Origin of the sequence: Paenibacillus apiarius, assembly GCF_017052585.1 — a bacterium.
Classification (GTDB): Bacteria; Bacillota; Bacilli; order Paenibacillales; family Paenibacillaceae; genus Paenibacillus_B; species Paenibacillus_B apiarius.
This window is the reverse complement of record NZ_JAFFHZ010000001.1, coordinates 4,511,236-4,523,312: the sequence shown is the minus strand read 5'-3', so window position 1 is coordinate 4,523,312 and position 12,077 is coordinate 4,511,236. Positions and strand designations below refer to the sequence as shown.

9 protein-coding genes are annotated in these 12,077 nt (G+C 53.5%); all 9 read right to left on the bottom strand.

Annotation, left to right across the window (positions count from 1 at the left end):
* Complete coding sequence (locus JSQ80_RS20270; RefSeq protein WP_206096476.1) at positions 1–1,182, bottom strand: acyl-CoA dehydrogenase family protein; 1,182 nt, start codon at positions 1,180–1,182, stop codon at positions 1–3.
* Between the two features lie 3 nt (positions 1,183–1,185).
* The gene (locus JSQ80_RS20265) at positions 1,186–1,437 is read right to left on the bottom strand and encodes an acyl carrier protein (protein WP_087432753.1); all 252 of its coding nucleotides are present in this window, start codon (positions 1,435–1,437) and stop codon (positions 1,186–1,188) included.
* 5 nt (positions 1,438–1,442) lie between these two features.
* Positions 1,443–2,507: an HAD-IIIC family phosphatase gene (locus JSQ80_RS20260; protein ID WP_206096475.1), complete on the bottom strand. Its 1,065-nt coding sequence runs from the start codon at positions 2,505–2,507 to the stop codon at positions 1,443–1,445.
* A 13-nt stretch (positions 2,508–2,520) separates the two neighbouring features.
* Complete coding sequence (locus tag JSQ80_RS20255; protein ID WP_206096474.1) at positions 2,521–3,375, bottom strand: 3-hydroxyacyl-CoA dehydrogenase family protein; 855 nt, start codon at positions 3,373–3,375, stop codon at positions 2,521–2,523.
* A 3-nt stretch (positions 3,376–3,378) separates the two neighbouring features.
* On the bottom strand, positions 3,379–4,110 hold the full coding sequence (locus JSQ80_RS20250; protein ID WP_206096473.1) for a thioesterase II family protein: 732 nt from the start codon (positions 4,108–4,110) through the stop codon (positions 3,379–3,381).
* A complete protein-coding gene (locus JSQ80_RS20245) occupies positions 4,111–5,652 on the bottom strand; it encodes a serine hydrolase (RefSeq protein WP_206096472.1) in 1,542 nt (513 codons plus the stop codon).
* An 18-nt stretch (positions 5,653–5,670) separates the two neighbouring features.
* Positions 5,671–10,170: a non-ribosomal peptide synthetase gene (locus JSQ80_RS20240; RefSeq protein ID WP_206096471.1), complete on the bottom strand. Its 4,500-nt coding sequence runs from the start codon at positions 10,168–10,170 to the stop codon at positions 5,671–5,673.
* 10 nt (positions 10,171–10,180) lie between these two features.
* Positions 10,181–11,200 carry a cysteine peptidase family C39 domain-containing protein gene (locus JSQ80_RS20235; protein ID WP_206096470.1) on the bottom strand — a complete coding sequence of 340 codons (1,020 nt, stop codon included), beginning with the start codon at positions 11,198–11,200 and terminating at the stop codon, positions 10,181–10,183.
* A 262-nt stretch (positions 11,201–11,462) separates the two neighbouring features.
* A complete protein-coding gene (locus JSQ80_RS20230; RefSeq protein ID WP_087432746.1) occupies positions 11,463–12,032 on the bottom strand; it encodes a manganese catalase family protein in 570 nt (189 codons plus the stop codon).
* Positions 12,033–12,077: the final 45 nt, after the last annotated feature.

The following is a 12,077-nucleotide window of genomic DNA, read 5'->3' as shown; positions in this document are numbered from 1 at the left end:
TCACGCCTCCTTTTTCGTTTGAACTGCCTCCTGCTTCTTCACCGCATACTTCCGCAGTCCGTATTGGGCAATGACTTGCTGCTGAATTTGGCTGGTGCCTTCGATAATTTCAAGCACCTTGGCTTCACGGAACAGCCGCTCCGCAGGGTAGTCGTTGCGGCAACCGTTGCCTCCATGGATTTGCACGGTATCGTTGGTTACTTCCACCGCAACTTTCGATGTGAAATACTTGGCGATCGCCGTTTCGTGAATTGCATCCGCCGCTACGCTTCTGCGCATTTCCCCTGCGGCGAGACAGAGCGAGCGGGCGGCATGAACCTTGGTGACCGCATCCCCTATCATCCCTTTGATCAACTGGAAATGGTGCAGCTTCTCGCCGAATTGCGACCGCGACCGCGCATACGTTACCATCGCCTCCAGCGCTTCGGCCGCGATTGCCGCCCCTGCCCATGCAATGCTGTAACGACCGTGATCCAGTGCGGTAGACACGATATAGGTAAAGCCTCCCCCAACGTTGCCGAGCACGTTCTCAGCCGGAACCTCCACTTCATCGAGGCGAATCTCGGCAATGTGGACCGCGCGGTTGCCGAGCATGCCAGCCATCGGAAGCGTATGCACGCCCTCGCGTTCACGCTCGACGATGAACGACGTTATTTGCCCGCCCGAATCGGAAGCGGTGACGACGAAAAAATCGGCGATTGCCGCAAACGATATCCACTTCTTGCTGCCGTTCAATATGTACCGGCCGCCTTCTTTTCGATACGTGGTCTGCACACTTTTGGCATCCGAGCCCACATTCGGCTCAGACAGGGCAAATGCCCCCAGCTTTTCGGCGCGTGCCACCTGTGGCAGCCAGAGCCGCTTCTGTGCCTCAGTTCCGAACCGCAGCATGGTCTCCCCCAGCAACGAGGTTTGCACCGTCAGCAGCGCCCTCGTGTTGCTGCATGCTTTTCCGATCTGCTCCGTAAACAGTCCATATGCCACCGGGTCCAGCCCCAAGCCGCCGAACTCCGCCGGCCAGCTGGCCGCTAAATACCCCCGCTTGCCCATTTTGTCGATCAAGCTGCGGGGAAGCTCGCCCTTGGCATCGATTTCTCCGGCTAACGGCCGAATCTCTTGGGCGGCAAACTGCTTCGCCTCCTCCAATATTTGAGCGGCAGAAGCGCATGTATGAGCATTCATCGCTTATACCTCCTGCTTATGCTTTTCGATTAGCCTAACGATGTTGTTGAGCGTGCTGAAATTAGCGATATCCAAATCTTCGTTCCCGACCGTAATCCCGAACTCTTGCTCGATATAGCCAAGCAGCTTCATCGCGAACAAGGAATTGACGAAGCCCATTTGAAATATATGATCGTCGTCGGAAAACACTGCTTCATCCTCGAATACAACCAGATTGCTTTCAATAAAACCGCGAATTTTTTGTTTGATTTCCATCGCGTTTACCCCTTTCTCCCTGCAACCGTCACCTTCACCTCAATATAAGGCGGGAACGGTTGAATTTGATTCAAATCATTTTCAAACAGAATGTGCCCGTGGCCGTCGTTGGCGACTTCCACGAAATTGGCGAAACGATACGTGACGTACATCATCTTGTTGCGATCCGTCTGTTTGAAGTCGGCCCGCAGCGATTTTCCTTCCCTTTTCGCTTGCTGCATAATATAGGTGAGCATGACGGTGCCCACACCGCGGGACATCACCCTGCAGGACATGAGCAGCAATTTCAAATGCCAACAGTTCTCCTTCAATTCGATCAGAGCGAGCCCAATCTTGCCGTATGATCCGTATTTATCCGTCAACTCGCACACCAGCAGCATATAGTCCGGAGACTGTCTAATCCTGTCCAGCTCCTCATAGCTATATGTATAGCCCGTCGCATTCAATTGATTGGTGCGGACGGTAAGTTCCTCCGCCCGTTTCAAGTCCTCCTCCCTTGCCTCGCTTATGACGAAGCGCATGCCGAGCGAGCTTAGAAACGCTTCCTGAGGCCCTGCAAACGATTCTTCTTCCCTTTTGCGCTTCATGTCCTCTATATACATGGCGCGGCGGCGCTTCGAGTCTTCCGTAATGAACCGGGGATTGAGTCGCGGATGCTCAAGCAGTGTGTCGTATGCCGCCGCATCTATGCAGGCCACCTCCGGATGGACGCTCTGGACCTCATCGCGTTCAAAGGGCTGGTCGTCGATGAACAGAAGCGTGTCCTTGCCGATGTTCAAGTTGCCGCATATTTTTTCGATCGACACAGATTTGGCGTTCCAGTTGATTTCGGGATACAGAAAATACGAATCGATGCCGAGTTCCCGCAGTTTGTCCATCGCGTGCTCCGCATCATTTCTGCTCGCAATCGAATGCAGGATGCCGCGCGAGTCCAGTTCCGCAAGAATGTCCCGCATATGCGGCTTCAGCTCAACCTCGCCGGACTCCAGCAAAATACCGTTCCACATTGTATGGTCCAGATCCCAGACAACACACTTAATTTCCTTGGCCTTTTCCGTGGCCTTGTCCATCGCTCTTCCTCCTTTAGAAGCTGTACTCGAAAAATCCTTTTCCCGATTTTTTGCCCAAATATCCGGCATCCACCATTTTCACGAGCAGCGGGCAAGGCCGGAACTTCGGATCCTTATAGCTGTCATACAGCACTAGCAGCGAATTGAGGATTGTGTCCAAGCCAATCAGATCGCATGTAGCAAGCGGTCCCATCTTGTGTCCGAAGCCGAGCCGGAAAATTTTATCGACATCCTGAGGCTCGGCTACCCGATCCTGAACGGCCCAAACGCATTCGTTAATCGTCAGCATGAGGACACGGTTCGTAACGAAGCCGGGAAAATCATTGACGACCACGGGAACTTTATCGAACGATTTCAAAAACTGCTCCCCGCAAGCAACGGTTTCGTCGGACGTATGCTCTCCCCGGATGACTTCGACGAGCTCCTTCATCGGGACCGGGTTCATGAAATGCATGCCGATGACGTTGTCCGGTCTGGGCATCAATGCGGCTACCTTCGTAATGGAAATGCAGCTCGTATTGACAGCGTAGTACGTCTGCATGCCGCATACCTCTGCCAGCTCCGTGTACACCGTCTTCTTCTGCTCCCAATCCTCCGTAACGTTCTCGATGACGAACTGGACGCGCTCGAAGTCTTCATAGCTCGTAGTGAACGTAATCCGGTCGATAACGTCCTCCATGGTAAGCTGCTTGGCCCGCGGCTTGACCATTTTGAGCAGCCGGAAATCGGTTCGAATCTTCTCCTTCGCCCGCCGTACGGCGTCTTCGCTAATATCCTTCAGCACCACCTCGTATCCGTAGCAAGCGAGATCCAAGGCGACGTCGCTTCCCATTACACCTGCTCCGACTACTCCAACGGTTTGTATCATTGTTCACGGCTCCTTTTTTGTGGACATCTGCAGCATGGGACTGCATAATGCATCATTGATGAGCGAAACCACCTGAACGGTATGTTCATTAATGAAAAAGTGGCCGCCCTCAAAGTCATAAACATGACAAGCTTGACTGCCATATCTGGACCACTCCGAAAGATCGAAGCTTTCGGTGGCAATATCTTCTTTTCCGTTCAGCACGGAAATATCGCAGTGAATAAGGTCCTGCTTGTCCTCAAAGCGGTGCGTCTCCACCAGCTGCAAATCTCTGCGCAGCCCCGGTAAAAACAACCGCAGCAGGTCTTCCCGTTCAAAGACCTTTTCCTCGGTTCCTCCTAGCCGCATAATTTCCTGCTGCAGCCTGGCATCGGACAGCGTATGAAGCATATTGGTCTTGCGGGCATGAGGAGGATACGTTCCCGACACGAACAGATGGACGGGTTCCCGCGCCCTTCTCCGCTTGACGGCATGCGCCATCTCATAAGCGACGAGCGCTCCCATGCTATGGCCGAAAAAGGCAAAATCGGACTCGTCTAAATGCATATCCAGGCATGTCCATAAATCCTCAATCATTTCATCCATGCTGCCGTAATGGGGCTCCGACAGCCTTCTTCCCCGTCCGGCCGGTTCGATGGGGTGCAGTTCAATATTGTCGTGCAGATGGCGTTTCCACCGCGTGTAGATTGTGGCGGAACCGCCAGCGTAGGGCAGGCAGAACAGCTTGCATTTCATTTACTTCACCTCCTCGGCGGCAATGGGCGGGATCGGTTTGGACCGGCGCTTCCCTGCAGGAAACAGCCAACTTGCAACAAAGTACAGGAAGGCGATTCCGCCGACCGTGTAGAGCGCATATGCGAGCCAAATGACGGTGACGGGCGCCCATACCGCGACTACATCAAGCGGCAATCCCGCGAATGCCGTACCAAGCAGCCTCCCGACTCCCCAGAAGTAAGCTCCGGTCAGCAGGAGGGCGGCCCCGAGGCCGATGAGCCGCCTTCCCTGTGGCGGGGCAATAGCGCGCCGCTGACGGCGCAGCTGGCTCGGGATGCGAATCGCTGCGCTTGCCAGCACGATCGTGATGACGCCAATGATAATAAGCGCACCCATCGCAATCCGATCGAGCTGCGGGTAGAAATCCGCTTTAGGGGGCGTCGGCTCTTGCTCCCGCAAGAGGCTCATCAAGCCCTTCCCGATGTGAAACGTATAAGCCGAATTAATGTTGGCGAGCACTCCTATGCCAAGCCGTTCCTGCGGACGCGCGATAAAATAGGACGAAAAATTCGGATTGGAGCCTTGGTGCGACCATTCTTCCCCGTCCGCCGAAACAAACCATCCCGCGGCATAATAGGTCCCGTTCGCATCCGGACCCACTGTCGTATCGGGCCTATGAGAACGTTCGATGATCTCCCGATCGCCTGCGGACATGCCGTCCGTTCCTAGCTGAAGCAGGAGCCACCGTCCGATATCGTCCGCATTGGAGAGCAAGTAGCCGGCAGGCGTGTTCCCTCTGTAAGCGGGAGCCTCGAACAATCGCGGCGAACCGAATCCGATCTTGTATCCTCTGGCCAGCCCCTGCCGATCGCTCAGCTGCGCCATTGGTACGGTGTCATTCATTCCAAGGCGCTGCAGCATCCGGGACATATACGCTTCGTACGACATGCCGGACACCTCCTGGATGACCAACCCCAGGACGTCGTAATTGATGGTGGCATATTGATATCTGTCTCCCGGAAGATCATCCAGCTCGGTTCCTGACAAGGCTCTCACCGTCTGTTCCAACGCTTGTTCTCCCGAATCGATCGGAATGGAAGCGAGTGAAGCGAACGGCACCCCGCTCGTATGATGCAGCAGATGGGCAAGCGTCACGTTGGCTGCCTGTCCTTGATAAGTCAGCCGGAGCCACGGAACGTAGCGGGTGACCGGATCGTCAAGGCGCAGCGCGCCCTGTTGCTCCAGCTGCAGCAAGGCTAAGCCGGTAAATGCTTTGGAGGTCGAGCCTAATTCAAACAAGGTAGAGCTTGTCGCCGGAATCCCGGCTTCCCGATCGGCCAGCCCGAATCCCTTGGCATACACCACCCGGTTCCCGCTCACGACGACGACCGCGGCGCCGGGACTTTGCGCCTTCCCGAGCTGCGCCTGCACAAACCGGTCGATGGCGGTTGCGTCGACATTCGGCAGCCCTTGCGCGGGCTGGGCTCCCCCTTGGGCGGCAGCCGCTATCGGGCTGACAAGCAGCACCGCCATAAGCACATAGATAGCAAGCTTCTTTACCACGTTTCTTCGCCCCTTTATTTAGTTGAAGAGAACGTCCAACTCTTCTTGCTCCAGCTTCACCGTCTCGAAATCGGATGGCGTAAAGTCGGACTCTTTCCTGTCTGCGCAGAACTGAATTACCTCGTTCAGCCGCTGCATAAAGGCGTGCATCAGCGCTTCCATCGTGTCCCGGCTGAACTTGGCCGTGCTGTATGTCATGCGGACTTGGAGCGTCTTGTCGATGATTATGGCCACGACATCGGCCAAGCAAGTCAACTTGTTGCTCGGACACGTGTCGCTTCCCGTATCTTCCGCTGCAATTTCCAGCACCGGGCTCTGCAGATGATTGTCGATCTCTCCCATGTAGTTGAAGCGGAGCAAGTTCCTGCCGGTCTCCGCGACCCGGCCGGAGCAGTATGCCAAGATGCCGTAGTCAATCCCTTTGTTCGGAATCGAGCGGAGCTGCTCCTTTACGCTCTTGATGATGCCGGCAGGCTCTGTGTCAGACAGACGGAGATTGACCGGATACATCGAAGTGAACCACCCGACCGTTCTGGACACGTCCATGTTCTCGAACAGCTCCTCGCGCCCATGTCCCTCCAGCTCGAAAGTGACATTCTTCTTGCCTGTAAAGCCGCTCATTGCCATTGCCAGCGAAGCGACCAGCAAATCGCTCGTCTGTGTGTGAAACGCGGCGTTGGCATCCCCCAGCAGCTTCCGCGTCTCTTGCTCGGGCAGTTGCCCGACAAGCGTGTCGCATATGGCATGCCGGTCGTCAACTGAAGGGAAATCGGCGTTCAAGCTGTCCTCCGCGTTTGCCACGACAGACTCCCAATATTCGAGGTGTTCGAGCGCCCGCTCGCGGCTGTATGCTTCGATGGCGTCCGCCCAGGCTTGGACGGAATTCGTTTTGCCCAGCAGAGGCACGCTTGATCCAGACATTATCGATTGCAGCAGCCGATCAAGGTCTTCCAGCAAAATGCGCCAAGACACGCCGTCCACGACCAAATGATGCGCCGTCAGCAAAAGACTTTGTCCCTCTACGCCTTTATCAATTACAAGCGCTTTAATTAGCAAACCGTGTCCAAGACGGACACTCGCTTTGAACGACTCGGCGCGGCTCTTCAACACCCCGGCCCGTTCCTCCGCCGAATGGCAGGCAAGGTCGCAGCTGGCAAGCTCCACGTCTTTCCGCTCGGCTTGCCGGTATGCGAGACAGCCGGCCCTTTCGTCATACTGCAGCCTCAATGCATCATGGTGTTGTATTAATGCATATAGCGCCTCCTGCAGTTGTTCGGTCGTCGCCCTCTGCGTTAGGCGGAGCAGAACAGACTGGGCATAGTAATGCGGGTTGCTCCATTCTTTTCCGAAAAACCAGGACGTAATCGGCAGCGGCTTGACCGTCCCTGTGGACAAACCTTGCTCAAGCGGAGCAGACACGTTCATTTCAAGCAGCGCCGCCAGCTCGTGGATAACCGGGTAACTCAAAATATGTTGAACCTTCAGCCTGTAGCCTGCTGCGTTTACCTTGGAGGCAATTTGAATCGCCTTGATCGAGTCGCCGCCCATTCGATAAAAATTGTCATGGACACCTATCTCCTCCACCTGCAGCACTTCCCTGAAAATGTCCGTCAAAAATGTTGCAACGAGAGGGGATTCCCCTGCTACGGTCTCTTCTAGCGCTCGTTCCGGCGCAGGCAGAAGCCGTCGATCCACTTTTCCGTTCGGCGTCAGCGGCAGTTGATCGAGACGGACAAAGTAGGCCGGAATCATGTACGAAGGCAGCGCCTCGGCCAGCTTCATCCTCAGTTCAAGAGAAGCAAGCTGGCCCGCGGCAACGAAATAGGCGACAAGATGCTGCTGCCCGTCATCCCCGGCCCGATCAATGACGACCGCTTCTTCTATCGGGTCCAGCGCAAGCAATTGATGCTCGATTTCCCCCATTTCGATGCGGTAGCCTTTGATTTTGACTTGGTGATCGATTCGGCCAAGATATACGATGTCGCCGTTGTCGTGGCGTATGGCCAAGTCGCCGGTCCGATACATGCTCTTGCCCGGCAGGAACGGGTTGTCCAGAAAACGTTCCTGCGTCAGCTCCGGTCTGTGCAAGTAGCCCCGGGCCACACCGTCCCCGGAGATGAATATTTCGCCAATCGTCCCATTCGGAACCGGATCCAATCTCTGGTCCAGCAAATAAATTTGCACGTTGTCGATCGGCTGTCCTATCGGCACTGACGTCCCCTTGTCCCGCATCGGGTCGTACCGGTAAATCATGCAGCCGACCACCGTTTCGGTCGGTCCGTATTCGTTGTAGATGTCTATGCCGCCGCGGCTCCGTTCGTGAATGTGATGAGCGAGCGCGCACTTCAAATCCTCCCCGCCCACGATGAATGTCCGGACGGCAGAAGCGCTCGGATCAATGTCTTTGATAAGTGCAAGGTGCGCCGGTGTCAGCTTGATGACCGTAGCCTTCTTGTCGCGTAAAATGCGGTGGACAATGAAGTCGTTCCCATTATCCTCATAGATTTCGACGCGGTTGCCGCTAATTAACGGTGTAAAGATAGAGGTCACCGTCAAGTCAAATGCAATCGAGGAATAGAGCGCAAACACATCGTCGTTCGCGCGAATATACGTTTTGCTCGCCCACCAAATGTAGTTCACCAGGCCTTGATGTTCGATCATCGTCCCTTTCGGATTGCCTGTGGAACCCGAAGTATAAATGATATACACCAGATCTTCTGCCGTGCTCATTGGCGGCAAGTTGCTCTTGTTATTTTCGTACAGACGTTCGTCATCGAGCTTGATAACCGCGCCCCCATAAGACAGCTGCTCCCATTCCTTGCCGTGTGTCAATAGAAGCGCAGCTTCGCTGTCCCGCAAAATATATTCGATCCGTTCCTTCGGGTAATCGGGATCGATCGGAAGATACGCGGCCCCAGCCTTGATTACCGCCCATATCCCGACCACGATTGCCAGAGAGTGCCGCCCCATGATGGCTGCCGGGGTATGCGGGCCGATCCCGTTCTTCAGCAGCGTGCGGGCCAGCTGATTGGCGCGGCCGTTCAGCTCGTCATACGTAAGCGACTGCCCATTGCATGTAACGGCCACGCGGTCCGGTGTCCGTTCGACTTGTTCTTCGAAGAGCTGCAATATCGTTTTTTGCGCGGGATATTCACGTTCCGTCATGTTGCACGCGTACAGAAGCTCTGCACGCTCACCCGGCAGAAGCAGCTGCAAATCGCCAATTGCGGTATCGGGCCGACTTATGATTTGATCCGTCAAATGGTGCAGGCGGCAGTACATTTCGTCGATTTGCAGCTCCGTATAGTCGCCTGTTTTATAATCGAAGTACAGCTCCAGCCCCCCATTCGACGACCATTCGGTGACGATAAGCTGCAATGAATACAGTTGGTTGCCGTTATGCACTTCGATTTGCCGCATTTTCCATCCGGGGCCGAAGCTCCGATCGAATGCAGTATTGTAATAGTTCACGCATACTTGAAATAATTGATCCAACCCCCGCTTCTGAAGCTGGAGATCCTGCACGAGCAAGTTGTAAGGATATTTCTGATGAAAATAACATTGGATGAGTTCATGGTTGATGTTATGCACAAACGTAGAGAAGGACATCTCGTGTTCGATGTCAGCGAGAAATGGCATCGTGCTGGTAAACATCCCGAATGTGTTTTTTTCTTTGACTCCGGTACGGTTCAATACGGGTGTGCCTATCATGATGCGGTCTTGTTGGTTTGCTTTGTGGAGGTAAAGGAGCATCGTTGCTACGAAAAAGGTGTTCAACGAAATATGATGCGCTTGTGCGAAATCGCGAATGGCTTCTGAAGTGTGCGAGCTTATCAGGAACTTCTTGCGGTTGCCTGCTGTGCCGCTTGCCGTCGTATGCAGGGCAACGTCATGGACGTGCTCGAATTTTTTTTGCCAATAGTGTTTGTTTTTCATGAAGCGGGAAGACGATAAGTACTTATGCTCTTGTTCGATGTAATCTAAATAGGTGGGCCGGCCTCCCTGCTGAACTGCCTCCCCTTGCATCAGCTGCGTATAAATTTGGTTGATCTCCGTCGTCATCAATTGAAAAGACCAACCGTCAGAAATAATATGGTGGGCTTTCGTTAAATATGCGCTTTCCGTCTCGTTAATTTTGACCAATGCAAAATCGTACAGAAATTCCCCGTCCAGCGGCAGCGGGTTGGCAAACTCCGCACTCACCCAAGCATCAACATCGATATCCGATGAAATACCCGTAAAATCGATGAGCGGGAACGTCCTCCTTCGATACTCTGTCACGGCCTGCTGCACCGTCCCGTCACTTTCAACGAGCCGTATGCGGATGGCATCGTTATGCCGGATGAACTGGTTGATCGCTTCCTCCAGCAACTGAAAATCGACAGGGCCGTAAATTTTGATTAATCCTCCGATGTTGTGAATGCTCGTGCCCGGGTAGATGTTTTCCACATACCAAATGCGTTTTTGCGGATGTGTTAACGGGTACAGCTTGCACGCGTCCAGAGAAATGACCTCCAATCGGGTTAAGTTACGAATGTTGAGGAATAAGCTGAAGTTCCAGCGCTTCCGCTACCGTCCCCAATATCCGTTTTTCGCTTTCCATTATGCGAGTCACTTCATTGATACCTTGCTCCAGAACGGCATCGTCTCCGGTCAAAGCGTACTTCATCAGCAAATGCCGCAAAGCAAACGCTTGCTCCTCGATCGGTCGGAAGCTTCCTGTGAAATCCAGCGGAAGAAGTCCCTGCTCGCATAAATAATCGATTCGAAGCCCCATCGTTTTCTTGTGCTCCCATAAAATATGGATAGGCCTAATATCACGTCGCCGCACAAGCGCGGGTATGTTGCGAATGAGCGCGGAATACACATCTGTGCCGAATGCCGCCTCTAACGGATCAGCCGTCCCCCGGTTGCGCAAGGAAACATTGCTGGCAGCAACGTACTCTTCCAGCGATTCTTTGATGAACGCCACATCCAACCGGTAACTCCCCGCTTTATTGAATTTGTATAAATAGATTTGCTCTGCATAGTTGTCCGTCCATTCGAGATGCCGAAACCCTTGCTCCAATTCATGGAACGGCACGTGCGTCTTCCGGAACTGCATCTCCTCATCATAGCCGAGAACGAGGAACGTCCGCTTTGCATCATCGTATCCGTACACCAAAATATCGTGAGCGTAATGAGTCTGACGATAGACGCGTCTGCGAGGGATGTAGAACTCGTCCACGTTGAGAGAAATCGTATAACCTGAATTGATACCATTTACCAGAAATTCGACAATTCCCGGCGGTGAATCGAGCACGATTTCCCGCTCCAGTTTTTGCGTAATCAGCCACGGACAACGCATAAAATCTTCTCCATAAAAAGTGAGCGGCACAGAGCGCGAAGCACTTTCTCCGTCAAGGTCGTGGTGGCAATAAAGGTGGATGAAATTGCTGTAAAACCACGGCAGCGCCTCTTTGCGGGTGAGCACCGTACAAAGGGGATAGGCCACATACTGATAGCCGGCAATCGGAGGAATGACCAACTCTAGTTCCTTTACACCCAAAACTATATCCACCTCTTCCTTTCGACAGCGATATTATGTAAAAGTATGAAACATAATGTAATTTTCTTCGTTTAGTCATTATTCGTAATTAATGTAATCTACTCTAACAATATTCCCATAGGTGTATATTCTTGTCAATATATATTGAATGTTTTAACGTTTTTTTCACACGCCCCTTGCCATTCTTGTGACAAACAACAATTTTCTCTGGGCAGTCCAAAAGCCGGCGCCCTCATCGACGCCGGCCCTCACTCCAGCATTGTTAAAATACCTTTCTCGCTTCCCTCTCCTCCTTCAATATTTCGACGGCTTCCCGGAAGCGCAGCGAATGCACGATTTCCCGCTCCCGCAAAAATTTCAACCCGTCCTGCAAGTCGACGTCATCCGTCATATCGATGAGCCATTGATACGTGGCGCGCGCTTTCTCCTCTGCCGCAATATCCTCGTATAAGTCAGCAATCGGGTCTCCCTTCGCTTGAATGTAGGCGGCGGTCCAAGGCACGCCTGCTGCATTGCTGTAGAACAGCGCATTGTCATGGGCCACGTAATGATCTCCCAGACCAGCCGCCCTCAGCTGCTGCGGGGTAGCGTCTTTCGTCAGCTTATAGACCATTGTGGCAATCATTTCCAAGTGAGCGAATTCTTCCGTCCCGATATCGGTCAGCAGGCCGATGACCTTATCCGGTATCGAATAGCGCTGGTTCAAGTAACGGAGCGCCGCCGCCAGTTCTCCGTCCGCGCCGCCGTACTGCTCCAGCAAAAGCTTTGCCATGTACGGATCGCATTTGCTCACCCTGACGGGATATTGTAATTTCTTCTCATACACCCACAATCAAGCGTCCCCTCCTTCGGATGTTCTCCATGTTAGCCATTGCGG

Coding starts and splice junctions, on each gene's coding strand:
- JSQ80_RS20260 (WP_206096475.1), bottom strand. CDS start 2,507: ATGGACAAGGCCACGGAAAAGGCCAAGGAAATTAAGTGTGTTGTCTGG.
- JSQ80_RS20270 (WP_206096476.1), bottom strand. CDS start 1,182: ATGAATGCTCATACATGCGCTTCTGCCGCTCAAATATTGGAGGAGGCG.
- JSQ80_RS20265 (WP_087432753.1), bottom strand. CDS start 1,437: ATGGAAATCAAACAAAAAATTCGCGGTTTTATTGAAAGCAATCTGGTT.
- JSQ80_RS20250 (WP_206096473.1), bottom strand. CDS start 4,110: ATGAAATGCAAGCTGTTCTGCCTGCCCTACGCTGGCGGTTCCGCCACA.
- JSQ80_RS20255 (WP_206096474.1), bottom strand. CDS start 3,375: ATGATACAAACCGTTGGAGTAGTCGGAGCAGGTGTAATGGGAAGCGAC.